The 24,176-nt window shown below is 37.6% G+C and carries 23 protein-coding genes; 1 reads left to right on the top strand and 22 read right to left on the bottom strand.

The window, feature by feature from the left end:
- Positions 1–67: 67 nt before the first annotated feature.
- The 13 genes from ftsY to MHI40_RS05945 all read right to left on the bottom strand — a co-directional run bounded on the left by ftsY (position 68) and on the right by MHI40_RS05945 (position 15,222).
- Positions 68–1,096: a signal recognition particle-docking protein FtsY gene (ftsY, locus tag MHI40_RS06005; protein ID WP_093535202.1), complete on the bottom strand. Its 1,029-nt coding sequence runs from the start codon at positions 1,094–1,096 to the stop codon at positions 68–70.
- 13 nt (positions 1,097–1,109) lie between these two features.
- A complete protein-coding gene (smc, locus tag MHI40_RS06000; RefSeq protein ID WP_340761906.1) occupies positions 1,110–4,664 on the bottom strand; it encodes a chromosome segregation protein SMC in 3,555 nt (1,184 codons plus the stop codon).
- A gap of 3 nt (positions 4,665–4,667) precedes the next feature.
- Positions 4,668–5,426, bottom strand: coding sequence for a ribonuclease III (rnc, locus tag MHI40_RS05995; RefSeq protein WP_093535206.1), 759 nt, complete (start codon positions 5,424–5,426; stop codon positions 4,668–4,670).
- A 160-nt stretch (positions 5,427–5,586) separates the two neighbouring features.
- A complete protein-coding gene (gene acpP, locus MHI40_RS05990; protein WP_093535208.1) occupies positions 5,587–5,823 on the bottom strand; it encodes an acyl carrier protein in 237 nt (78 codons plus the stop codon).
- 95 nt (positions 5,824–5,918) lie between these two features.
- Entirely contained in the window at positions 5,919–6,665 is a 747-nt protein-coding gene (gene fabG, locus MHI40_RS05985) for a 3-oxoacyl-[acyl-carrier-protein] reductase (protein WP_093535210.1), read from the bottom strand.
- Complete coding sequence (gene fabD, locus MHI40_RS05980) at positions 6,658–7,608, bottom strand: ACP S-malonyltransferase (protein ID WP_340761905.1); 951 nt, start codon at positions 7,606–7,608, stop codon at positions 6,658–6,660. The genes fabG and fabD overlap by 8 nt, the downstream gene beginning before the upstream one ends.
- The gene (gene plsX, locus MHI40_RS05975) at positions 7,601–8,596 is read right to left on the bottom strand and encodes a phosphate acyltransferase PlsX (protein ID WP_340761904.1); all 996 of its coding nucleotides are present in this window, start codon (positions 8,594–8,596) and stop codon (positions 7,601–7,603) included. The genes fabD and plsX overlap by 8 nt, the downstream gene beginning before the upstream one ends.
- Before the next feature lie 15 nt (positions 8,597–8,611).
- Entirely contained in the window at positions 8,612–9,178 is a 567-nt protein-coding gene (gene fapR / locus MHI40_RS05970; protein WP_093535216.1) for a transcription factor FapR, read from the bottom strand.
- A gap of 96 nt (positions 9,179–9,274) precedes the next feature.
- Positions 9,275–11,323: an ATP-dependent DNA helicase RecG gene (gene recG / locus MHI40_RS05965; RefSeq protein WP_340764401.1), complete on the bottom strand. Its 2,049-nt coding sequence runs from the start codon at positions 11,321–11,323 to the stop codon at positions 9,275–9,277.
- Entirely contained in the window at positions 11,313–12,212 is a 900-nt protein-coding gene (gene sdaAA, locus MHI40_RS05960) for an L-serine ammonia-lyase, iron-sulfur-dependent, subunit alpha (protein WP_340761902.1), read from the bottom strand. Before sdaAA ends, recG begins: the two co-directional genes overlap by 11 nt.
- A 12-nt stretch (positions 12,213–12,224) precedes the next feature.
- On the bottom strand, positions 12,225–12,887 hold the full coding sequence (gene sdaAB / locus MHI40_RS05955; protein WP_340761901.1) for an L-serine ammonia-lyase, iron-sulfur-dependent subunit beta: 663 nt from the start codon (positions 12,885–12,887) through the stop codon (positions 12,225–12,227).
- A 300-nt stretch (positions 12,888–13,187) separates the two neighbouring features.
- Entirely contained in the window at positions 13,188–14,843 is a 1,656-nt protein-coding gene (locus tag MHI40_RS05950; protein WP_340761900.1) for a DAK2 domain-containing protein, read from the bottom strand.
- Positions 14,844–14,859: 16 nt separating this feature from the next.
- Positions 14,860–15,222 carry an Asp23/Gls24 family envelope stress response protein gene (locus MHI40_RS05945; protein WP_093535224.1) on the bottom strand — a complete coding sequence of 121 codons (363 nt, stop codon included), beginning with the start codon at positions 15,220–15,222 and terminating at the stop codon, positions 14,860–14,862.
- A gap of 813 nt (positions 15,223–16,035) precedes the next feature.
- Here MHI40_RS05945 and rpmB point away from each other — a divergent pair.
- Entirely contained in the window at positions 16,036–16,224 is a 189-nt protein-coding gene (rpmB, locus tag MHI40_RS05940) for a 50S ribosomal protein L28 (protein WP_090562690.1), read from the top strand.
- Between the two features lie 49 nt (positions 16,225–16,273).
- Here rpmB and spoVM read toward each other — a convergent pair whose 3' ends face one another.
- The 9 genes from spoVM to def are packed head-to-tail and all read right to left on the bottom strand — an operon-like array spanning position 16,274 to position 24,158.
- Positions 16,274–16,366 (bottom strand): stage V sporulation protein SpoVM, encoded by a 93-nt coding sequence (spoVM, locus tag MHI40_RS05935; protein WP_093535226.1) that lies wholly within the window; start codon positions 16,364–16,366, stop codon positions 16,274–16,276.
- 14 nt (positions 16,367–16,380) lie between these two features.
- A complete protein-coding gene (locus MHI40_RS05930; RefSeq protein WP_340761898.1) occupies positions 16,381–17,037 on the bottom strand; it encodes a thiamine diphosphokinase in 657 nt (218 codons plus the stop codon).
- Positions 17,034–17,702, bottom strand: a complete 669-nt coding sequence (rpe, locus tag MHI40_RS05925; RefSeq protein ID WP_093535230.1) for a ribulose-phosphate 3-epimerase — start codon at positions 17,700–17,702, stop codon at positions 17,034–17,036. The genes MHI40_RS05930 and rpe overlap by 4 nt, the downstream gene beginning before the upstream one ends.
- Positions 17,703–17,705: 3 nt before the next feature.
- Positions 17,706–18,587 carry a ribosome small subunit-dependent GTPase A gene (rsgA, locus tag MHI40_RS05920; RefSeq protein WP_093535232.1) on the bottom strand — a complete coding sequence of 294 codons (882 nt, stop codon included), beginning with the start codon at positions 18,585–18,587 and terminating at the stop codon, positions 17,706–17,708.
- A gap of 17 nt (positions 18,588–18,604) precedes the next feature.
- Complete coding sequence (gene pknB / locus MHI40_RS05915; protein ID WP_340761897.1) at positions 18,605–20,602, bottom strand: Stk1 family PASTA domain-containing Ser/Thr kinase; 1,998 nt, start codon at positions 20,600–20,602, stop codon at positions 18,605–18,607.
- 2 nt (positions 20,603–20,604) lie between these two features.
- Complete coding sequence (locus MHI40_RS05910) at positions 20,605–21,342, bottom strand: Stp1/IreP family PP2C-type Ser/Thr phosphatase (RefSeq protein ID WP_093535236.1); 738 nt, start codon at positions 21,340–21,342, stop codon at positions 20,605–20,607.
- 40 nt (positions 21,343–21,382) lie between these two features.
- Positions 21,383–22,735 (bottom strand): 16S rRNA (cytosine(967)-C(5))-methyltransferase RsmB, encoded by a 1,353-nt coding sequence (rsmB, locus tag MHI40_RS05905; RefSeq protein WP_340761896.1) that lies wholly within the window; start codon positions 22,733–22,735, stop codon positions 21,383–21,385.
- Positions 22,732–23,673, bottom strand: a complete 942-nt coding sequence (fmt, locus tag MHI40_RS05900; RefSeq protein ID WP_340761895.1) for a methionyl-tRNA formyltransferase — start codon at positions 23,671–23,673, stop codon at positions 22,732–22,734. The genes rsmB and fmt overlap by 4 nt, the downstream gene beginning before the upstream one ends.
- Positions 23,670–24,158: a peptide deformylase gene (gene def, locus MHI40_RS05895; protein ID WP_093535242.1), complete on the bottom strand. Its 489-nt coding sequence runs from the start codon at positions 24,156–24,158 to the stop codon at positions 23,670–23,672. Before def ends, fmt begins: the two co-directional genes overlap by 4 nt.
- Between the last annotated feature and the right edge of the window lie 18 nt (positions 24,159–24,176).

Below are 24,176 nucleotides of genomic sequence, written 5' to 3'. Positions count from 1 at the left end.
TTCCCCCATTCGCTAATCACTTATCATACTCTAGTTTAGTAAGAGAAAAGACATCTGTCAAGTAAAATTACTTGTCTGACTCTATTTCTTCTGCTTCTTCCAAGTCTAATCCATCAGCGAAAAGACCATATACATACTTTTCTGCGTCAAATGGTTGTAAATCATCCATCTGTTCTCCTAGACCAACAAACTTTACGGGAATATGCAGTTTATTGCGTATCGCGAGTACGATACCACCTTTTGCCGTACCGTCTAGCTTAGTTAAGACAATACCCGTTACATTTGTTACTTCTTTAAACGTTTGTGCTTGAACAAGTGCATTTTGTCCTGTAGTAGCATCAAGCGCAAGTAGCACTTCATGAGGAGCATTTGGTATTTCACGAGAAATTACACGATGAATTTTTTCCAACTCATTCATTAAGTTCACTTTGTTTTGTAACCTACCTGCAGTATCACAGATTAGCACATCTACACCGCGAGACTTAGCAGCTCTTACAGCGTCATACATAACTGCTGCAGGATCGGAGCCTTCTGACTGCTTAATAACTTCGACTCCAACTCTATCTCCCCAAACTTGCAGCTGTTCGATAGCCCCAGCACGGAACGTATCCCCCGCTGCTAGCATAACGTTTTTCCCTTCCCCTTTTAAACGATGGGCAAGTTTTCCTATCGTCGTTGTTTTACCAACGCCGTTCACTCCGACAAACAAAATAACAGATAAATCACTTTCTTCAAGTTGAAGCTCCGTTACGTCGTCCTCACCAGCATTATAAATTTCTACTAACTTCTCAGAAATAACCGATTGAATACCAGAAGTATTTTTAATATTTTTGCGTTGTACTTCAAAGCGTAATGAATCCATCAATTCTGTAACTGTTTCGAAACCTACATCCGCTTGCAGTAATATTTCCTCTAGTTCTTCAAAAAAGTCTTCGTCCACTTTACGATATTTGGCTACTAGATCATTCACCTTTGAAGTAAACTGGTTTCTTGTTTTGGAAAGACCTTCTTTAAACTTATTTGTAATAGAAACTGTTTCTTCTGCTTCTGGAGTAGAACCTAACATTTTTTCTTTGAATTTTTTAAAAAAGCTCATATATAAACTCCTTTTAAGTTACTAATTCCTCTTCTAATTTAACAGAAACTAATTTAGAAATACCAGATTCCTGCATGGTAATACCATATAGGACGTCCGCGCCTTCCATTGTACCCTTACGATGTGTAATCACGATAAACTGTGTATCGTTGCTGAATTTCTTTAAATAATCGCTATAACGTGTGACATTAGCCTCGTCAAGTGCTGCTTCCACTTCATCCAAAATACAAAATGGAACTGGACGTGTTCGTAAAATCGAGAATAGTAAAGCAATGGCTGTAAGTGCTCGTTCTCCACCAGATAATAAAGAAAGGTTTTGTAGTTTTTTCCCTGGAGGCTGAGCCAGAATCTCTATCCCCGTATCAAGTAAAGAAGTTGGGTCTGTTAATAACAAATCTGCCTGACCACCACCAAATAGTTCTCGGAACACTACTTTAAAATGACGTTGAATTTCATTGAAGGTTGTTTCAAAACGAATGGTCATCTCTTCATCCATTTCTTTAATAACCTCATGTAATGTCTCTTGAGCGGATAACAAATCTTCTCTTTGTTCAGTTAGGAATGAATGACGTTCGTTTACTTGTTCAAACTCCTGAATGGAACTAAGATTTATCGGACCCAATTCTTCAATTGAGCGCTTTAATAATTTAACCTTTTTACGGGCCAAATCCTCGTCCATGTCAAATGGATAATCCTGCTCTGCATCTTCTAATGTCATTTCATAAGTTTCTTCTAAATGATTTTGTAACGACTTCATTTCTACTTCAATTTTACTTTGTTTTATGTCTAACGTTCGTTCATCCATAAGATGTATATTAGCTTGTTGTTGCAATTGTTTTAATGACAGTTCTGCTTGCAATATTAATTGTGCAAGTTCTGACCGCTTAGTTTTACCTGATTGTATTTGAACGATTAAATACTCTTTTTTCTTTTTATGTTGTTCGATTAGTTCTATTAATTCTTCCGGAGATGTCTCCCCTTGGTCATCATTTTCATACCAAGCGATTTCCTTTTGTAAGGTTGTCACTTTTTGTACACTCACCGTACTAGACTGTTCCAAAAGAACTTTTTCTTTCTCAAGTTGAGATAGTTGTTCATTGACAACAGCGATAAGAGAAAGTAATTCGCCTAACTCATTTTGGAATTTATCTTTCTCTTGCAAAGATTGTTGCTTCAACGACTGTAGTTCATCAATTGTTTTCTGAATAGAAATCAATGACTCGTTAATTTCTTTACTTCTGGCAGCAGTTTGCGCTTTTTTCTGAACTAAGCCTTCATGGAGATGATTCTTCTCTGTTTTTTCCTCGTCATATTCCAATAACTGACTTGTCAATCTAGAAATTATAGCAGCACATTCTCTAGATTCTGAAAGAAGTTTATGCTCTAATTCTCTTAGTTGCTCACCAGAAATTCGAGTGTCTTCTAAATCTATTTTCAAGTCTTGTACTTCTTGTTTTCTTTTAGAAACAGAAACTTCTGCTTCTAAAACAGATTTTTCTAGTTCTACTAGCTTGATATTAAGTTGTTCAAGCTCTGCTTTACGAGTAAATAAAGAAGACTGCTGTTTAACAGACCCCCCTGTTAAAGATCCTCCGGCATTTACTACATCTCCATCTAATGTAACGAAACGGAATTTATATTGCAGTCGAGCAGCCATTTCATTGGCCCCTTTTAAATCTTTGGCAATTATAATATTACCAAGAAGATTTTCTACAATAATTTGATAGCCTTCAGAATAATTAACAAGTTTATCCGCTGTATTTACAAAAGATGGATGGTCTTGAATAGAATTGAGTGTGAACTCGTTTATTTTACGAGATTTCATAACCTGTAGTGGTAGGAATGTTGCTCGGCCTACCCTTTTCTTCTTTAACCAATCTATTGCAATTCTAGCATCCTGGCTACTATCCGTAATTATATGCTGAGATTGCGGACCAATAGCAGTATCAATTGCCGTCATATATGATTCTGGTATTTGAATTAGTTCAGCAACTGCTCCGTGAATACCTTTTAGTTCCTTCTTATCTCGAGCAATAAGAACTTCTTTAACTCCTTGGAAAAACCCGGAAAACTCAGATTCTAACTCTTCCAATGAATCTCTTCTTGCTTGCATTTGGTGTTTCATCTGATAGGCTTTTTGAAGCATTGTTTGTTGCTCTTCAAAGGAACCTTCTAGACGTTCTGAAACTTCTCTTTTTGTTTTATAATCCGTAAGCCTTGCTTGTAGATCCTTTTGACATTTTGACAATAACGGGTCTAACTCGTTTTTGCGGATTGTTAGCTTTTCTAATTCGTTTTTGATTTCTTGGTAGTCTGCAACCATTTTTTCTGAAGTAACGAGTTCAAAGTGAAGTTGTTGCTCCATATGTTTCATCTCGTTCTTCATAGTTGCTTCTTCATTTAGCAAATCGATATATGTACTTTTCAAATCTTCAATTTCTTCTTCCATTTCAGAAGCAGATTTACTCAACACATGATCAATTTGAACCTTTTTAGCACGAAGCATTTTAAGTTGAGCTTGTTTATTAGATTTTTCTTTGTTATTCGTTTTCATTTGCTCTTCTACCGTTTGTACTTTATAACGTTCTTCTGCTAGCGCCTTTTTAAGCTGCGATATTTGTTGACTAGCATTTTGTTGTTTCTCCGCCAAAAGCAGCTTTCTGCCTTCCAAGCGTTCTAATTCAGAACTGGATTCTACTAGTTCACTTTGCTCTGTATCCAACTTTTCATCAATAGCGGTCATTACTTTTCTGTCTTGCTGAATATTTTTTTCCAGCTCGTCAATTTGTAAAAGTAGAGACTGTTTGATGTGCTGAAGTTCGCTTAACTTTGTCTTTAATTCCATATTTTCTTGAACAAAATCCCTTAAATCATGAGCGATAACTGCAATTTCAATATCCTTAAGCTCTGCGGACATCATTAAATAATCGGACGCCAGAGAGGATTGAATCTGCAAAGGCTCCATTCGACTATCCAATTCATGCAAAATATCGAGAACACGATTTAAATTATCGTCTGTTTCAATTAGCTTGAATTCAGCTTTCTTTTTACGTTGCTTGTACTTTAAAACACCTGCAGTTTCTTCAAAAATAGTACGGCGATCTTCAGGTCGACTATTTAGTATTTCGTCGACCCGGCCTTGAGAAATAATAGAAAACGCTTCTTTTCCAAGCCCAGAATCCATAAATAAGTCCGTAATATCCTTCAATCTGCATGTTTGTTTATTTAACAAGTATTCACTGTCACCAGAACGGAACACTCTTCTAGTCACACTAATTTCCGAAAAATCAAGAGCTACCCGTTGGTCTGTATTATCTAATATCAAGTTCACTTCTGCAAAGTTCAATGCTTTTCTAGAATCACTTCCGGCAAAAATGACATCCTCCATTTTTGCACCTCGAAGAGACTTCGCAGACTGCTCTCCTAAAACCCATCTTATTGCATCTGTAACATTACTTTTTCCACTACCATTTGGCCCTACTACTGCAGTAACTCCTGGAACAAAATCAATTCCAATACGGTCTGCAAAAGATTTAAATCCAACAATTTCTAATCTTTTAAGGAACAATGACTATTCCCCCTGTTCTGAATCCCTTAATGCGAGTATAGCAAGTCTTGCAGCTTGTTGTTCTGCCTCTTTTTTAGAACGACCATCGCCGATACCCAGTTCTTTAGTGTTTAAAATAACCCGAGAAACAAAAGTACGATTATGCGCCGGTCCTTTTTCCTCTACTATTTCATAGCTTAACGTACCAATATTTTGTTGTTGAATAATTTCTTGTAATTGACTTTTATAATCCATCACATGCGAAAAAGCACCGAGTTCGATTTTGGGGAAAACAATTTTTTCTAAAAACTCTATAACTGTTTCTAATCCCTGATCTAAATATAATGCACCGATATATGCTTCAAAAACGTCTGCTAAAAGTGCAGGTCTTTCACGACCGCCCGTTAGCTCTTCCCCTTTTCCTAACAATACATATTTGCCGAAGTTCAACTCATTTGCAAACAATACAAGAGATGGCTCACAAACGATGGCCGCTCGGAGTTTAGTTAACTCGCCTTCACTCATGCCAGTATATTTTTGAAATAAATATTGAGAAACGGACAATTCTAATACTGCGTCTCCAAGGAACTCTAGACGTTCGTTATCGGCAAAAAATTTACGACGATGCTCATTCACATAAGATGAATGGGTAAAGGCTTGATACAATAATGTTGGATTTTCAAATCTTATTTGGAAATGCTCCTGAAACTGCTCAAATTGTTCTTTTACAGTTTCTGAAAAAATTACTCTGCGAATATTATTTTTTTTGCGATTTACTTTCATGAATTATCTGCCTTTCCACTTATCATATGTTCATCTAAGTTTACCCGTTTCTAGCCTAATGTGCAAAAAGAAATAGAGACGTTCTCTTATTCACATGGAATAAGTAGAACGCCTCTGCTACTATTAAATTTTATGTAGTAGACTTCCTACTGCATAATATTTAACCTTGTTTGCTTTCAATATATTTAACTGCACTACCTACAGTTGAAATTTGTTCAGCATCTTCATCTGAAATTTCCATATCGAATTCATCTTCTAATTCCATTACTAATTCTACCACATCTAGAGAGTCTGCACCTAAATCTTCACGAAAAGATGCTTCTAATTTCACTTCGTTCTCATCTACTCCTAGACGATCGATGATTACTTTAGTTACGCGTTCTAAAACAGTTGACACATTAGTCACCTCCCCTCAATGATTATACAAAAAACTGCTTTGTAATGAAAGTGCTACTACAATTTATACATAAAACTCCTATATAGACTGGAGCCTTACATATACATGCCGCCATTTACATGAATTGTTTGACCAGTTATATAATTTGCGTCTTCCGAGGCTAAAAATGCAACCGCCTTAGCGATGTCTACCGGATTTCCAAATTTAGCTAGTGGAATCTGGCTTAACATTTGAGACTTAATATCCTCCGGTAAAGCATCTGTCATATCTGTTGTTATAAATCCAGGTGCAACCGAGTTCACTGTTATATTACGACTGGCCAATTCTTTAGCAGATGACTTAGTTAGACCAATAACCCCAGCTTTAGCAGCGACATAATTGGCCTGCCCTGCATTCCCAGAAACTCCAACAATCGACGTAATATTAATAATTCTCCCTGCTCGTTGTTTCATCATTTGTCTTGTCACAGCTTTTGTACAAAGAAAGACACCTTTTAAATTCGTATTAAGCACATCATCCCACTCTTGTTCCTTCATACGCATAAGTAGATTATCACGAGTGATACCAGCATTGTTTACTAAAATATCAATCGAACCAAATTTCTCTAAAGTGGAGCTTATTAGATTTTGAACATCATCTGCTTTGTCTACATTCGCTTGAATAGCAAAAGCCTCTCCACCTGAAGCTTTAATTTCTTCTACCACAGCTTCTGCTCTCTCTTTACTCCCACTATAGTTAACAGCAACCTTAGCTCCCTCATTCGCAAGGTATAAAGCAATATCTTTTCCTATCCCGCGAGAAGCACCAGTTACAATTGCAGATTTCCCATCTAATTTACCCATGTTGCTCAACTCCTAGCTCAGTTATAACTTGCTGTAATGTCTCTTCATCATGCACACAATAAGTAGTTACAGATCGATCGATCTTTTTCACTAAACCACTTAAGACTTTACCAGGACCACATTCTACAAAAATAGTCGTTCCTTGCTCTATCATCTGTTGAATGGATTCTTCCCAACGAACAGGTGAATACAATTGTTCAACTAGCAAATTTTTAATATGGCTAGCATCTGTAACTGGTTCAGCAGTTACATTTGAAATGACAGGTATAGAAGCTTGCTTTAGTTCAATTGCTGAAATTGCAGCATCTAATTGCTGCGCTGCAGGTCTCATTAGTTCGGAGTGGAATGGTCCACTTACTACTAGAGGAATCGCTCTTTTAGCACCAGCTTCTTTTGCTTTACTTGATGCTTCTAATACTCCTGCAGCAGTTCCCGAAATAACAATCTGACCTGGACAATTTAAATTAGCTATTTGCACAACCTCACCGTTTGAAGTGACATCATGAGTAACAGCTGCTAATTCATCTTTGCCTAATCCGAGGATCGCAGTCATCGCACCTTTTCCGGCAGGTACTGCTTCATTCATATATAAACCTCTTTGATGAACTAATAAAACCGCTTCTGCAAAGCTTAGAACATCTGACGCAACTAGGGCAGAATATTCACCTAAACTATGACCAGCGGTAAAATTAGGTATGATTCCAGCTTGTTTTAGTTTGTGTGCAATCATGGAACTTGTAGTGAGTAATGCCGGCTGTGCATTATAGGTTTTGGTAAGTTCCTCTGCAGGTCCATTCAACATAAGCTCACTCAAAGAAAATCCTAATACTTCATTTGCTTGTTCATAAAAATGATGACAATCTGTATTATTCTCTACTAATTGTTGACCCATGCCCACTGTTTGTGAACCTTGGCCAGGGAAGATAAAAGCAATTTTAGTCATTGGGTGATTCCTTTCGTAATGTAGTTGAAATTATGTCAGCAACATTATGCTCCACCATTGTACGAGCCTGTCTGATGGCATGATAGATAGCTCGACCGTTCGAGGAACCATGTGCTTTAATAACTGGAGCTTTCAGACCGAATAATCCTGCTCCTCCATATTCGGAGTAATCTAATGTGTTTTTTAACACTTTAAGTTCATTTTTTGCCAGTAAATAAGATATTTTTGTTTTAGCAGATGTGTTAAAAGCTTCCTTCAATAAAGTAAATATGCCCGAAGCCGTACCTTCAATCGTTTTAAGTACCATGTTCCCAGTAAAACCATCCGTCACAACCACGTCCGCTACTCCATTAAGTAAATCTCTAGATTCAACATTACCCACGAAATTAATAGGTGCGTCTTTTAAAAGCTTAAAGGCAGCTTTAGTTAACTCGTTTCCTTTAATATCTTCTGTCCCAATATTCAGCAGCCCCACACGAGGATTCGAAATACCGCGAACTTTCTCAGCATATATACTACCCATAACCGCAAACTGCTCTAAATGCTCAGGTTTTGCATCGGCATTGGCACCTAAATCCAACATAACAAACCCTTTTCCATCAAGCGTAGGTAATGTCGGTGCTAAAGCAGGACGATCTACTTGATCGATACGACCAACTATAAATAATCCAGCCGCCATTAAAGCGCCAGTATTCCCCGCTGACACGCAAGCATCAGAATCTCCACTTTTCACAGATTCAGCCATTTTAACCAAGGAGGAGTTTTTCTTTCTTCTAATTGCACGAACAGGCTCATCTGTCCCTTCAATTACTTCATCTGTATGTATAACTGTTAAACGTTCATGTTTTGTTATTAACGAGGCAAGCTTTTCCTCATCACCATATAACTGAATTTCTATATCTTGGAACGCTTCTAACGCCTCGTAAACGCCTTTTACTATTTCATGAGGAGCATTGTCCCCACCCATTGCATCTATTGAAATTTTCATTATTAATCACCTTTTTTATGACATCGTTACTCGGTACATGCTAAATTGACCAACAAAAACCGTCTCATTTTCTACCTTGCTAGTAACCTCTATTAACGTACTATTCTTTTCGACATCACTGGATGTCACGACTGCTTTAGCAATTACACGATCTCCTACTTTTACAGGTTTGACAAATGTAAGATTAGACTTTCGAGTAAGCGCTAAATCATCATTTATAACCGCAACGGCTAATGAATTGGCCTGAGCAAATAAATGGTGTCCTCTTGCTATACCATTTCTAGCAAAAACATGATCATGTGTAATATCTAATATGGAAATCGCTTGTTTATCCAAATCTATATCAATAATCTCTCCAATTACTTCGTCAATTGGAAGAGACTTGACGTCTTCTCCAAAATTATGAGCAGCAACTGACTTAATACGTTCTCGCAATTCCGGAATAGATAATTCCATTCTATCCAGTCGGATAGTTTGAACACTTACATGAAAAGTAGATGCTAAATTTTCATCCGTCACAAACGGGTTTTTATCTAATGTTTCTAAAAGTAATTTCTGTCTATCCTTTTTGGAGTATTTCATATCCTCACCACCATTTTAGCACTTGGTACTAATATCAGTATATAAATATTAAAAAAAGAATGCAAGAATAGATTCAAAATCCTTCTTACATTCTCTTTAATCAATTCGTTCTCCATCCATAGCTTTTGAATTTATCAGCATCTCGCGGAGTCCCGCCATTTCACTCGAATCCCAAAATTCTTTAGAGTCTAATAACCTCTCAGCATCCACTTTAGCAGTATTTAAAGCACGATAATCATGCACAAGATCTGCTACTTTAAATTCTGGAAGTCCACTTTGTTTTTTCCCAAAAAAGTCACCAGGACCTCGAAGTTCTAAATCTTTTTCCGCTAGTATAAAGCCATCATTAGTCTCGGTCATGGAAACCATTCGCTCTTTTCCTTCTTCGGACTTTGGATCAGCTAACAATACACAAAATGATTGATGTTCGCCTCGACCAACTCGACCTCGTAGTTGATGTAACTGGGCTAGACCAAAACGCTCTGCATCGAAAATTATCATAAATGTTGCATTCGGAACATTTACACCAACCTCTACGACTGTAGTGGAAACTAATACCTGGATAGCACCTTCTGAGAAATCTCTAATTACTTGTTCTTTCTCATCCGAATGGAGTCTTCCGTGCATTAAACCAACTGTGGAGGTGCCCTTCAGTTCTTCTGTCATCATGTTATACACATCTACCGCATTTTGGACATCAAGCTTTTCAGACTCCTCGATTAAAGGACAAATTATATAAGCTTGTCTTCCGGTAGCCAGTTCACTTTTTAATCGAGCTATCAATTTATGTAGCTGATCAGGTTTCATCCAATGTGTTTCAATCTTCTTACGACCTGCAGGCATTTCATCGATAATAGAAACATCCATTTCCCCAAAAGCCGTAATAGCTAAAGTACGAGGAATAGGAGTCGCGGTCATAAAAAGAACATCTGGATTTTCCCCTTTGTCTTTTAGGACTCTCCGCTGCTCCACACCAAATCTATGCTGCTCATCGGTTATGACAAGCCCAAGCTTTTTAAATACAACATCTGGTTGAATTAATGCATGCGTCCCTATTAAAAGATCTATAGTCCCAGCTGCTAGGTTTTCTAAGACTGCTCTTCTAGCTTTAGTTTTTGTTGAACCGGTCAGTAAAGCAATTCGGACACCTATAGGAGCTAACCATTCGTCGAGTGAACTAGCATGCTGCTCAGCTAAGATTTCGGTAGGAGCCATTAATGCCCCTTGATACCCCGCTGTAATTACGGCATATAAACAAATTGCGGCGACTATTGTTTTTCCAGACCCAACATCCCCCTGAAGTAAGCGATTCATACGATGAGGTTCCCGTAAGTCTCGACATATCTCATTGACGACTCTTTTTTGAGCATTTGTTAGTTCATATGGCAAAGTTTCGATTAACTTCTTAACTAGATCATTATGAAAGGCAATCCCATTTCCTACATTTTGTTCTTTTCGAACCTTTTTAATAGCCTGCATTTTTAATTGAAAAACTAATAATTCCTCATACACAAAACGCCTTCTTGCATCTTTGGAATGTTCCGCATCCAGAGGGAAATGAATACCTTCTAAAGCATCAGAGATACCTGGTAAACGGTAAGGTAATCGAATAGAATCTGGTAGTGGATCTACTAAAGATCCCTTTAAATGATCCAATGCTTGCCTCATAAACTTACGAAATGTTTTTTGATTGATCGAGCCTTTTAAAGAATATACCGGTTCAAAATCTTGTAAATCCGTTTTTGGTCCAATCGAAAAAGTAGAGACATTAATGACCTGTCTACCTCGATCCCACTTTCCCGATACGGTTACAATAGAACCTGGAATTATCTTATCTTTTAAATAGCCTTGGTTGAAAAATACAGCCTTTATTAAGTGTTGTCCTGCAAGTATTCGAACTTGCATTCTGGATTTGTTTTTCCCTAAAAAAAGAAGGGAAGGCTCACTTTCGACCCTTCCTTCTACTGTCACTCGTTCATTATGCGCAGTCTCTGCCAAATTTTTTAGTCGGAAATCCTCGTGTCTATAAGGGAATGTCATAACTAAATCCTCTAAAGTAACAATACCTAGGTCTTGCAAGGCGTTTGCTGTACTACTTCCCACTCCCTTTAGAGAAGCGACTAAATCATGCTTATTAGTTTCCACTTCCAACTACTGCTCCACCAAAAATTTTAGCCTCTAACCATCTACCAGTAGGTGTTGCTGCAAGACCGCCTTGACCAGTTTCTTTTAAAGTAGAAGGCATCGATTGACCAATTCGATACATTGCATCTATTACTTCGTCACAAGGAATTCGACTAGTCACACCCGCTAGCGCCATATCTGCTGCCACTAAGGAATTAGAGGCACCCATCGCATTTCTTTTCACACAAGGTACTTCTACTAATCCAGCTACTGGATCACAAACTAAGCCAAGCATGTTTTTTAATGTTATCGCAAAAGCTTCCGCACATTGAGCAGGAGATCCTCCCGCCATTTCTACGATTGCTGCTGCCGCCATTCCTGAAGCAGAACCAACTTCTGCCTGGCAACCGCCCTCTGCTCCTGAAATAGAAGCATTATTCGCCACTATAAATCCAAAAGCACCAGATGTGAACAAGTACCGTATCATCTGTTCTCTAGTAGGATTCAATTTGTTTTTTACTGCAAATAAAGTACCAGGAACTACTCCCGCCGAACCTGCTGTTGGCGTTGCACATATCGTTCCCATAGCAGCATTAACTTCGTTAGTTGCCACTGCTTTACTAACAGCATCTAACATAAGCCCTCCTGTAAGAGTATTTCCTTTTTTAAGATAGTTTTGTAGTAAAACTGCATCTCCACCAGTGAGACCCGAAGTAGATTGAACACCACGAAGGCCTTTTTCAACAGCCTCTTCCATAACCGTCAAATTACGATCCATTTGAGCCATTATATCTTCTCTAGAACGATCTGTAATCATTATTTCCTGTTCTATCATTATTTCAGAGATCAGTTTGTTTTCCCGAGTTGCTCGCTCTACTAATTCACGAACGTTACGAAATAGAACTTCCATTTGTATTCCCCCTTAATCGGCGATTCTTGTTACTTGCGTAATATTAGGCAAATCACTAATTTCATTTAATATTTGTTCATTCACATTTTGATCGATTTCAATAACCATTAAAGCCATATTTCCTTTTTCCCGTCTCGAAACTTCCATATGTCCAATATTAATATCATATTTTGCTAAACAGTTTGACACACTTGCAATACACCCTGAACGATCCTCGTGAACTACTAAAATAGCCGCTAGTTCACCTGAAAGACGTAGTGGAAAACCATTCAACTCTGTAATTTCCGTTTTTCCGCCGCCAATAGAAATTCCGACCATAGACATTTCACGGCTTTCGTCACCAATGACGATCCGTGTAGTATTCGGATGCTCTGTATGTGCGGTCTCTGGTATAAATTCATATGTTAAACCAGCTTGCTTCGCGTCCTCAAACGCTGTTTTAATACGTTCATCAAAAGTATCATAATCTAGCAAACCACCAACAATTGCTTTATCCGTTCCGTGACCTTTATATGTTTCTGCGAAAGATCCGTATAAATATATTTTTGCCCATGTAGGCTGTTTTCCAAATAAGTCCCTAGCTACTCGCCCTATACGAGCTGCCCCAGCAGTATGGGAGGAGGACGGACCTATCATAACTGGCCCGATAATATCAAAAACAGATTTAAATTTCACTGATTAAACCTCCACATGATGTTTTAGTACCCCCATTTTACACTCTAACCTCAAAATAAACAAAGTATTATATTTTATCTAGTAAACTTCGGCAATTAGATACGGGGATATATTTTCTAGTGTATGTATTAGGATAAGAACCAAACCATTCATGGCACAGGGTGAGCCAATCTAATATCCTTTATAAAATATGGGTTCCAGACCTTAAATAGTCAATGTGGTCTTGTTTAATATTTTTCACTCTAAATTATAAACATAAAAAAACCATGTAGAGAAGATTAGCTCTACATGGTTTCTAAATTATTCTACAGATAAGATATATGGGTAAAGTGGTTGTTTCCCATTATACACTTCTACTTCTATATCTTTATAATGTGCTTCAATAAAAGCTGCGAATTCGTTCGCATCCTCTGCACTTACATCTTCTCCATAAATGACCGTAACTATTTCGGACTCTTCATCCATTAATGACTTGATTAAGCTAGTAGTTACTTCCTTTAAGGAAGGTTTAGAGAGTACAATCTTACCTTCTGCAAGCGCCATGAAATCATCTTTTTTAATCTCGACTCCATCAATAGATGTATCTCGAACAGCAAATGTTACTTGTCCTGTTTTGACATGTGCATATGCTTCGGTCATATTGTTTTTATTTTCCTCGACAGTTGCTTGCGGGTTAAAGGCTAATATTGCAGCCATTCCTTGCGGGATTGTTTTGGTAGGAACTACAGCAGCTTCGATACCTAGTATTTCCGCAGCTTGCTCGGCAGCCATTACGATATTTTTGTTGTTAGGTAAGATCAATACGCGCTCTGCTCCAACCGATTGTACAGCTTTGACAATATCTTCAGTAGATGGATTCATCGTTTGTCCACCTTCAATAACTGCTGATGCACCTAAGCTTTTTAATAGTTCAGAAACGCCAGTCCCCATCGCTACAGTAACAATTGCATATGGATGAACCTCTGTTTTTTTCGTTGCTGCTCCAGTGGAATATCCTTCTCCCACGATTTCTGTATGTTGCTGACGCATATTTTCAATTTTAATCTTGATAAGGTCACCATATTGTTGTCCATATGTTAAAACCTCACCTGGTGTTTCTGAATGAATATGAATTTTTGCAATTTCATCATCCGAAATAACTAGTAAAGAATCCCCATATTCACTTAAATCATTACGAAAAGCCGTTTCATCAAATGATTTTTTTCCTTCTTCAAAACGAACCATAAATTCTGTACAAAAGCCGAATTCAATATCAGCAGTATCCATAAATCCTTGAACATTCATATGATGTTCAGCGCTAACAAGATCATCCATTGAAGACCCTACCGTCTTACTCGGTAATGCTTCCCCTTTTAGACTCGCTAAAAATCCTTCATAAACAAACACTAGTCCTTGTCCACCGCTATCAACTACTCCTACTTCTTTTAGTACGGGTAGAAGATCAGGCGTTCTATCCAATGATTTTTTGGCTTCATCTACTATCGCTTCCATTAGCTCACGAATGTCATCCACATCTTCGCTAACCTCTACAGCTTTTCGAGCAGAATCCTTTGCAACAGTTAAGATAGTACCTTCAACCGGCTTCATAACCGCTTTATATGCAGTTTCCACACCATAGTTAAGTGCATCAGCAAATTGTTTTGCATTTAATACATCTAACTGTTCGATTGATTTACCGAAGCCACGGAATAATTGAGATAAAATTACTCCTGAATTTCCACGAGCACCCATAAGTAACCCTTTAGAAAGCGCTTGAGCTGTTTTTCCAATATGCTCATGAGTATGGGCTGCTGTTTCTTTTGCCCCTGAAGTCATGGATAAATTCATATTAGTCCCTGTGTCACCATCTGGTACAGGAAATACATTTAATGCATCTACGTAATCAGCATTTTGGAAAAGATGATGTGCTCCCATCTGAACCATGTCTGCAAATTGGATACCATTGATTGATTTCATTATTTTCTCTCCTTATTTACACGTTTGCCACGCGAACTCCTTGAACATACACATTAACGGATTTCACTGACATACCAAGAGATTTGTTTAGTGTGTATTTGACTTTTGACTGTACTTGGTAGGCTATTTCTGAAATTTTCGTGCCATAGCTAACTATAATATACATATCAATATGTAAATCTTCTTTTTCTTGTCTCACTAAAACACCTTTAGTGAAGTTTTCTTTTCTTAATATATCTGTTAATCCATCGCGAATTTGATGCTTTGAAGCCATACCAACTATTCCATAACATTCAATAGCGGCTCCTCCAGCAATTTGAGCAACTGTATCTTGTGATATATCAATTAGTCCGAATTCATTTTTCAATTCAATTGACATGATAAGACCTCCAAGTCTTTTTGACTATCTTTTATTGTACTACACCCATTAAAATTATAAAAGAGACGTTTACTTTCGTCCACTTTTTCAACGGTTTGGGAAAATGTGCTAGTTTTATACAACCTGTTTTATCACTTCTTTGTATAGGTAATTTTATAGCATTTGTCTGTCTTACACCCTACTTTAACTCTTAGAAACAGGTTAGTACATTTTCGGATAACTAGAGAAAAGATACCTTTCTATACATAGTGGAAGCTCTCGAAGATATAATTTCGGGAGCTATCATACTTCTCTAGAGGGCAAACACTTACTACTTCATTTATTGCCACTAGTATTAAGGAAAGTATGCATTCTTCATCAATCATCGTGTAATAGCATTTTACTTCATAAGCGTTTACAAATAACTTAATCACTTTCTAAAATGTGTCCAACCTTAACATCTAAGCGATAAGCTTTGCTAAATCTTATAATATGTTACTACACACTTATTGATTGTAGCGCAAGGCGGCGACTCCAGCGGGATGAGGGAGACAGATGAGATATCACATCGACGCGTAGCGACGGTGATAGCTCATCGCTCACCCCGCGGAAAGCGTCCGCCTGAAGCGGAAATCACAGTGGCACTATTATTTTTCGCAAACTAAATCTTCCAGTGTTTTTCGGGGCTTGCATAGGCGCTTACACTTTTTTATACTGTAAAGGTTTTTTTCTTGATAAGTCTTGCACTTCATTAAGGTCTGTGGTAAATTATTAAAGTATGTGAAATATCGAACTGAAAAATCTTTCAGCTTCTTTTTTAAAGGAGGAAATATAATGCCAAAAGTATGTGCAATCACTGGGCGTAAAGCTCGTTCGGGTAATGCTCGTTCTCACGCAATGAACTCTACTAAACGTACATGGGGAGCTAACCTTCAAAAAGTACGCATTCTTGTAGACGGTAAACCAAAACGTGTATGGGTTTCTGCGAGAGCTTTAAAATCAGGAAAAATTGAGCGCGTTTAATCGCACTCATAATTAATGCCAGACCGACTTTCGTCGACCTGGCATTTTTTCATTTCTTCTTTTCTTCTTTTTTAAATAGCCGTATACAAACCTTCACAAAACTACTTACGGATTTAGGCAATCTAAATGTGTAGACCTTCACACAATTCCTCCCTTTTAGTCGCTACTTCTTATCATTAAACATATGCCCGCGGTAAAAGAGATAGTACCTGTTTGGTCTTTAAGTTCATTACTTGTAAATTTTGCATTCCCTACATCCATAAATTCCTTATCAACATTGTACAAAAATCCATGTAAAGTCATATTTTCTACCTGTTCTCCAAAAGAGAAAAAAGACACATATTTATAATGATCATCATAATTTATCTGATGTGTTCCTGCAGGTAAAAACTGTATAATATTTTGTTTGTTTTGGATGGAAAATATTATGGATGGATTTTTTAATTGCAAACGACAAATATCATGTAAAGCCGCCTCATAGTGATCTAACCGTCCGCCAGTTATTCCTGTTACGATTACTTCATTGGGTTTATAGTCTAAAGCTGTGAGGATGGCAATATGAGTATCCGTTTCATCCTTTTCAGATTGTAGTTCCGTAACTTTTTGTACTTTAGTCTTCATCAAATTTAGCTCTTCTGTTGTTAGGGAATCAAAATCACCGATTGCTTCATTTGGTAATATGCCCTCATTCAACAACCACAATGCACCCCGGTCAGCACCTATAAAAATAGCTTCGTCTCGATGAAAAGGAAGTTGTTTAAAATCAACAACTTCCTTAGATGGTCCACCTGAACAAACAACTACACGTTTCATTTTGGTACTACACTTAAACCGGCCGCTTTAATCGCTTGCAAAGCTTTTGCTTTATCAGGGGCATTATAAATGGCAGATCCTGCAACTAATATAGTAGCTCCAGCTTCGACACAAGGTTTAATCGTTTCTTCATTTATACCACCATCAATTTCAATCTCAATCGATAGATTTCGTTGTTTGATAATATCAGATAACTGCTTCACTTTAGGGACAACCGAGTGAATAAACTTCTGTCCACCAAATCCTGGGTTAACAGTCATGAAAAGAACCATATCTATATCTTCCAGTACGTGCTGGATTGTTTCTATTGGGGTATGTGGGTTCAGTACAACGCCAGGTTTAACACCGAATGAACGGATTAATTGGATAGTTCTATGCAAATGAGGACACGCTTCTACGTGAACTGTAATATAATCTGCTCCCGCTTTGGCGAATGACTCAATATACTGATCTGCGTTTTCAATCATTAAATGAACATCTAAAGGTAATTTTGTAAGTGGGCGAAGTGCCTCCACAACAATTGGTCCCATTGTAATATTGGGAACAAAATGACCATCCATTACATCGATATGAATTAGTTCTGCACCAGCTTTTTCTACTTCTAATACTTCTTCTCCAAGTTTAGAAAAGTTTGCTGCTAATATTGATGGAGCTATTTTCACCATAATTTAGTACCTCGGCTTTCTATCCATAATTTCTTCTAAGAATTGCAAGTAATGTTTGTAACGATATGCCTTAATCTCACCAGAATCTACAGCTTCTTTTACTGCACATTTCGGTTCCTTAACATGCATGCACTCTCTAAACTTACAATCATTTTGCTTAACTACAAACTCCGGGAAACACCGATAAAGTTCTTCTTTTTCCATCAAGTCAAACTCAAATGAGCTGAAACCTGGTGTATCAGCGAGCAGACCTCCGCAAACCTCGATAAGTTCCACGTGTCTAGTCGTATGTTTACCTCGCCCTAATGCATTAGAAATAACACCAGTTTTTAAATCTAAGGAAGGTAAAATGGTATTCAACAAAGTAGATTTACCCACACCAGATTGACCTGCCAAAACAGTTGTCTTGCCTTCCAATAGAGGAGTAATTTTCTCATCAAACGCTGGATCGTCTTTATATGTCATAAATAATTGATACCCTATTTTTTCGTAATCCTTCATATATTCCCTAATTTGAGTTTCTAATTTTTCATCCATTAGATCACTTTTCGTCAAACAAATAATCGGTTCAATATGAAAAGATTCTAATACTACTAGGAATCGATCGAGTAAGATTGTATTAAAGTCTGGTTCCTTAATGGAAAAAACCAATATCGCCTGATCGATATTTGCAATAGGCGGACGGACTAAATTGTTTTTTCTCTCATGGATAACTGTAATGGTCCCATCATTATTTCCTTCCACCGTATAGTCAACAAAGTCACCGACTAAAGGTGATTCTCCTCTGTTTCTAAATATACCTCGCCCGCGACACTGGATAACCTTTCCATTATCGTAAACATAATAAAATCCACTTAATGCTTTTCTTATTTGACCTGTTGGCATCCGAAACCTCCCTATTCTTAATCATCATACCCAATTGTTTCTTGCAAGATTGTTTTAGAGTTTACCTCAATTCGATATGCTGCTTTTTGACCTTCACTAATTTCTAATTTCAATTGTTTTACAACCGTTTCAGTAAGTTCAAATTCTTCGGCAGGCTCCAACATTGAACGTGTTTTGTCTTCAATGTATATCCGAACTACTTGCTTCTGAGCAACTGGTTCTTCTTTTATTTCTTCTTCCTCATCGCCCTCGCCTTCAACGGGTTCTTCTTTCTCTTCTTCGGCAGGTTGTTCATAAGGAATCGTAACTGTTTTCACGACGAATTTAGTAGGCTTGGCCTTTGGACCGTCAGAAATTGTTACGTTTATTGTACTTCCAGGATCTACTTTTGCATTTGGTTTCGGTGATTGTTCCATCACATTTCCTTTTGGAATGGAGTCCGAATTTTTTCTGTTTGCAACTTTAATCTTAAATCCAGATGATTTTTCATAATCGCTTAAAGCTTTTTCATTCCAATCAGTCAAATCACTAACTGTACGTAAATCTGGGCCTTTACTGACAGAAAATAGAAGATCTGTTTCATCTGGTATGACCTCTTCTCCTGCAGCAGGTGTTTGTTTTATTATAGTTCCTTTTGGCTGATCATCAAAGTCTTCACTTATCTCTATATTGAAATTTGGTAACAATGTAGTTACTTGATCTATATTCTTACCGATATAATTTTCAAGGACAAAAGATTCTTTTCCAGACGATATAAATAAATGAATTTCACTATTTTTTTCACGAAACTTACCGGCTTCCGGTGTGGTGCGAATAATTTTGTTTTCTTCCACTTCATCTGAAACTTCTAATGTTTCATCGCCAATTTTAAATCCTTCTGACTCTAATTGTTCAATCGCCTCTTCTAATTCTAGGTTAGAAACATCAGGAACTTCTACCTTTTCGGCTTTAAAGAGACCCGGAAATACGATGAAACTCAGTAATATTAATAGGACTAGTCCACCTAATATCCCACCAAATATCTTCCTTTTTTTGTTCTTACTTTTTGGCTTCCCTGGTTTTGAAACTTTATCTGATGTGGACATTTTTTGGGTGTCCGCTATCTCATTAAATGGCACAGGCTCTTTAATAACAGGCAATACCTTCGTTGCATCATCATCAATAGCTACTGCAAATTTTGCTTCTTCTGCTCTTTCAGGTGATAGAGCAGTTGCTAAATCATCTGCCATTTCTTCTGCCGTAAGATATCTATCTTTTGGGTCTTTTGCTGTAGCCTTGAAAACGACATTTTCAATACTTTGTGGTATAGAGGGAATAATTTTCCGTATAGACGGTGTTTCAGTTTGTAAATGCTTTAAGGCGATTGATACTGCAGACTCCCCTGAAAATGGTAGTTGTCCAGTTAATAGCTCAAATAACACGATACCTAAAGCATAAATATCCGACTGTTTCGTGGCTGTGCCGCCTCGCGCTTGTTCAGGCGATAGATAATGCACTGTACCTAGAACAGAGTTCGTCTGTGTATAAGATGTGGCACTAAGTGCCATCGCAATACCGAAGTCAGTTACCTTTACATTTTCCTCTTCATCCAACAAAATGTTCTGTGGCTTTATATCACGATGAATAATATGATTATTATGCGCAGTAGAAATTGCTGAAGTAAGTTGCTTCATAAACAATACTGATTTTGTTGGTGAAACCGGTGCATTCTGCAATATGTATTCTTTTAATGTTTTACCCTTCACATACTCCATCACAATATAATGAATATCCTCATCTTCGCCTACATCATATATATTGACAATATGTGGATGTGTAAGGCTTGTTGCAGAAAGGGCCTCACGTTGGAATCTGCGGCGTAATTCTTCTTCATTTGCAAAATCATACCGTAATATTTTTATTGCTACGTCGCGATCTAAAATCATATCATGTGCCAAATATACATTGGACATGCCGCCTCCGCCAATCATTTCAAGTAATTTATATCTACCACTTATTCGTTTGCCTAACAGCATCCTTACACCTCCTCAGCATTGTTATATAATAGGATTAAAGAAATATTATCTTCTCCACCTAAACTATTTGCTTCTTCCACTAAATCTTGACCTTTTTCTTCCAGTGTCTTACTGGAATATAAAATGGACTGCATTAATGATTCACTTATCTTATTACTCAAACCGTCTGTACAAAAAAGTAAATAAGAGTTTGGTTGGAACTCGATATCGTAGAAATCTGGTTGAATTGTTCGTTCCGTACCAATGGCTTTCATGAGAACATTTTTGTTGGGATGGGTCTTCGCTTGTTCTTCACTTATTTCGCCCGAATCGATGAGCACATTTACATATGAATGATCTCGTGTAATTTGAAGCACTTGCGCAGGAGATATTAAATAGACACGACTATCCCCCACATGGGCAATAATCCCTTGGTGATTTTCAAACAAACCTGCGATTAACGTTGTACCCATACCTGCGCACTCTACGCTCATTTTAGAATGTCTCATAACCGTTTGGTTAATCGATTGAAATGTATAGGTTAACCAGTCTTTTGCTTTTACTATAAATGGATTGAATGCAGCAAAATACTTTTTAAATTCAGAAACAGCTAAGTCACTAGCTACGTCCCCAGCATTGTGCCCACCCATTCCATCAGCAACTACAGCCAGCAAACGACCGTCTTCTCGCCTAAAAACCTCTACTCTATCTTCATTTACCGTTCTTTTCATACCTACATCCGTCTTCACAACAAACTTCATCTTATCATTCACCTCTTTTGAATTTGGCAAAGAGTGTTCTCTATTTCTGTTTTTGGAATAGAGCTACGTAAAATCCATCACTGCGTAAATCTTGTGGGAAAATCTGAAGCGTTCCTTCTTTTTCCTGATTCTTTATACGTTTAATAACGTCTGGAAAATGCTGAAGTTTCATATCTGGATGCGCATCTAAAAATAGTTGTGTTGTACCTTCATTTTCCTCTAAATCCACTGTACAAGTACTATAGACCATTAATCCATCTGGTTTTAATAGTTTATATGCTTCTTCAAGCAAATTCATTTGAATTGGTTTAAGAGAAGCAAAATCTTTTTCCTGTTTAGTATATTTAATATCTGGCTTACGTTTCATAACGCCAAGTCCACTGCACGGAGCATCAACAAGTATTCGATCAAATGATTGTTCTTCAAAGTTTTCACTAGCTTTTCTTCCGTCCATCTCCACTGTTTCAATGAAACTAAATCCTAAACGTTCGGCATTTTCCTTCACTAGCTTTAATTTATGCTGGTGAATATCCATTGCTACAAGTTTCCCTGTATTTTTCATTTTTTCAGCAATATGAGTAGTTTTCCCACCTGGTGCTGAACACATATCTAGAACGGTCATTCCAGGTTCTGGCTGAAGAACATAGGCTGGAATCATTGAACTTTCATCTTGAATGGTCACAAAGCCCTCTTGATAAGCAGTTGTTCTCGCTGCTTGTCCGTTAATCAGGTAAATACATTCAGGAATGATTTCACTTTTAGCTACTACATGGCCTTCTTGAGACATTTGATGAATTACTTGATCAACGGTGCGTTTAAATAAGTTTACTCGCAAAGTAGTCACAGGTGGTTCGTTGTTTTCTTTTAACATTTTTTCTGTTGTTTCAAAACCATATTGGGATATGAAACGCTTCACCATCCATAGAGGGTGGCTTGTTTCGATGGAAAGTTTCTCTTCTCTATCCTTAATATTTTCCGTTGAACGTACGCCTTCTCTTAAAATGGACCGTAATATACCGTTAACCGCTGAGGCAATCCCTTTATGTCCTCTTCTTTTCGCGATTTCTACTGCTTCGTTCACAGCAGCATGATCAGGAATTCGAGATAAATAATGAATTTGATATAAGGATAATCGGAGTAATTGCTTCACCCAGTCATCTATCTTACCTTTTATAAACGGTTGCAAATAGTAATCTAGTGTCATTTTATATTGAAGCGTGCCGTATGTTAGTTCCGTAAGCAAAGCGCGGTCTTTAGCGTCAATCGTATATTTTTCGATTGTTTGGTGTAACAGTAAGTTACTATAAGCTTGTTGCTTTTCAACAGCCATTAATATAGTAAGGGCTGCATCTCGAACATTACCTGTCCAAATCTTTTCATTATTTTTAGTCATTCAAAAGTATCTCCTATTCGCAATTTCGAACCTACACCGCGCAAATAATCTTCAGAGGACATTTTCTTCTTACCTGCTGGTTGTAACTCATTAATGCGAATTGCATCTGATTTGCCAGTTTGTACAACGAAATAATCCGACTCAATTTTTACAACAGTTCCAGGCTTTTCGTTTGTTTGAGTGTTAATAGTATCCGCTTTCCATATCTTCACTACTTGTCCCTCTAATGTTGTATATGCTACAGGCCACGGATGGAGCCCACGGACTTGATTGTGTAATTGTAGTGCTGAATTATTCCAGTCCATTCTTTCTTGTTCACGAGAAATATTTTTAGCAAATGTCACTAGGCTGTCATCTTGTTTTGTCCGATTATTCTCTTTAGCGATAATCGAAGGCAGTGTTTCTTTAAGTAGGTTAGAGCCTACTGCACTTAGTTTTTCAAATAATAGTCCCGTATCATCCTTATGTTCAATAGATATCTCACTTTGCGAGATGATATCTCCAGCGTCTAATTTCTCTTCCATATACATTATAGTGACACCAGTTTTGCTTTGGCCATCAATAATCGCCTGATGAATTGGAGCTCCTCCACGGTATGCAGGAAGCAACGAGGCATGAACATTTATGCATCCCAGTTCAGGAACGTCCAACAATTCTTTTGGAAGAATCTGACCAAAAGCGGCGGTGATGATCAAATCTGGTTTTAGTGCGATAATTTGCTCTAGCTCTTCTGATCCCTTTAGTTTGTTTGGTTGAATGACAGGTAAGCCAAGTTCCATAGCTTCTTCTTTGACAGGTGGGGCCGTTAGCACTTTCTTCCGCCCTACTGGTCGATCTGGTTGAGTCACGACAGCCTTTACTTTATAGCCTTCTTCTACTAACATTCTCAAGATAGGGGCAGAGAATGCTGGGGTACCCATGAAGATAATAGAAGTCATACTTCTTCCACCTCATTTTCAATTTCATCTAATTCAACGTAACGAACAACCTTAGTCGTAAATAAAACACCGTGCAAATGGTCAATTTCATGTAAAATCGCTCTTGCCTCATAATCCTCTGCTTGTAATTCATATAAAGCTCCTGTTCGATCTTGAGCTTCTACTTTCACAAAAAATGGACGTTCTACTTCTCCATAAATGTCGGGAAAACTAAGACATCCTTCCACTTCTATTTCTGAACCTCCGACTTCCACTATCTCAGGATTAATCATTTCGATAATATCTTGTCCTTCACCTAAGTCGACAATAGCTGCCTGGATTGTCTCTCCAACTTGTGGTGCAGCTATGCCAATTCCATCTGAAGCAACCATCGTGTCATACATATCGTCTAAAAGTTTTGCTAGTTTATTGTCAAACTTGGTAACTTCTTCACATTTCTTTAATAATACATCATTGGGATGTGTAATGATTGAACGTACTGCCATTTCTTTTCCTCTTTTCAA

Origin of the sequence: Psychrobacillus sp. FSL H8-0510, assembly GCF_038008345.1 — a bacterium.
GTDB classification, from domain to species: domain Bacteria; phylum Bacillota; class Bacilli; order Bacillales_A; family Planococcaceae; genus Psychrobacillus; species Psychrobacillus psychrotolerans.
Note: the sequence above shows the minus strand (reverse complement) of the source record. Positions and strands in the feature narration are given on the sequence as shown.

What these genes read in the sequence shown, in the direction of transcription:
- rsgA (WP_093535232.1), bottom strand. Translation starts at nt 18,587, where the DNA reads ATGCCAACAGGTCAAATAAGAAAAGCATTAAGTGGATTTTATTATGTT.
- rpmB (WP_090562690.1), top strand. Translation starts at nt 16,036, where the DNA reads ATGCCAAAAGTATGTGCAATCACTGGGCGTAAAGCTCGTTCGGGTAAT.
- MHI40_RS05910 (WP_093535236.1), bottom strand. Translation starts at nt 21,342, where the DNA reads ATGAAGTTTGTTGTGAAGACGGATGTAGGTATGAAAAGAACGGTAAAT.
- ftsY (WP_093535202.1), bottom strand. Translation starts at nt 1,096, where the DNA reads ATGAGCTTTTTTAAAAAATTCAAAGAAAAAATGTTAGGTTCTACTCCA.
- MHI40_RS05950 (WP_340761900.1), bottom strand. Translation starts at nt 14,843, where the DNA reads ATGAAATCAATCAATGGTATCCAATTTGCAGACATGGTTCAGATGGGA.
- MHI40_RS05930 (WP_340761898.1), bottom strand. Translation starts at nt 17,037, where the DNA reads ATGAAACGTGTAGTTGTTTGTTCAGGTGGACCATCTAAGGAAGTTGTT.
- def (WP_093535242.1), bottom strand. Translation starts at nt 24,158, where the DNA reads ATGGCAGTACGTTCAATCATTACACATCCCAATGATGTATTATTAAAG.
- sdaAA (WP_340761902.1), bottom strand. Translation starts at nt 12,212, where the DNA reads ATGGAAGTTCTATTTCGTAACGTTCGTGAATTAGTAGAGCGAGCAACT.
- fabG (WP_093535210.1), bottom strand. Translation starts at nt 6,665, where the DNA reads ATGGGTAAATTAGATGGGAAATCTGCAATTGTAACTGGTGCTTCTCGC.
- fabD (WP_340761905.1), bottom strand. Translation starts at nt 7,608, where the DNA reads ATGACTAAAATTGCTTTTATCTTCCCTGGCCAAGGTTCACAAACAGTG.
- pknB (WP_340761897.1), bottom strand. Translation starts at nt 20,602, where the DNA reads ATGCTGTTAGGCAAACGAATAAGTGGTAGATATAAATTACTTGAAATG.
- plsX (WP_340761904.1), bottom strand. Translation starts at nt 8,596, where the DNA reads ATGAAAATTTCAATAGATGCAATGGGTGGGGACAATGCTCCTCATGAA.
- rpe (WP_093535230.1), bottom strand. Translation starts at nt 17,702, where the DNA reads ATGGTGAAAATAGCTCCATCAATATTAGCAGCAAACTTTTCTAAACTT.
- rsmB (WP_340761896.1), bottom strand. Translation starts at nt 22,735, where the DNA reads ATGACTAAAAATAATGAAAAGATTTGGACAGGTAATGTTCGAGATGCA.
- fmt (WP_340761895.1), bottom strand. Translation starts at nt 23,673, where the DNA reads ATGACTTCTATTATCTTCATGGGTACCCCAGCATTCTCTGCCCCTATC.
- MHI40_RS05945 (WP_093535224.1), bottom strand. Translation starts at nt 15,222, where the DNA reads ATGTCAATTGAATTGAAAAATGAATTCGGACTAATTGATATATCACAA.
- rnc (WP_093535206.1), bottom strand. Translation starts at nt 5,426, where the DNA reads ATGAAAGTAAATCGCAAAAAAAATAATATTCGCAGAGTAATTTTTTCA.
- fapR (WP_093535216.1), bottom strand. Translation starts at nt 9,178, where the DNA reads ATGAAATACTCCAAAAAGGATAGACAGAAATTACTTTTAGAAACATTA.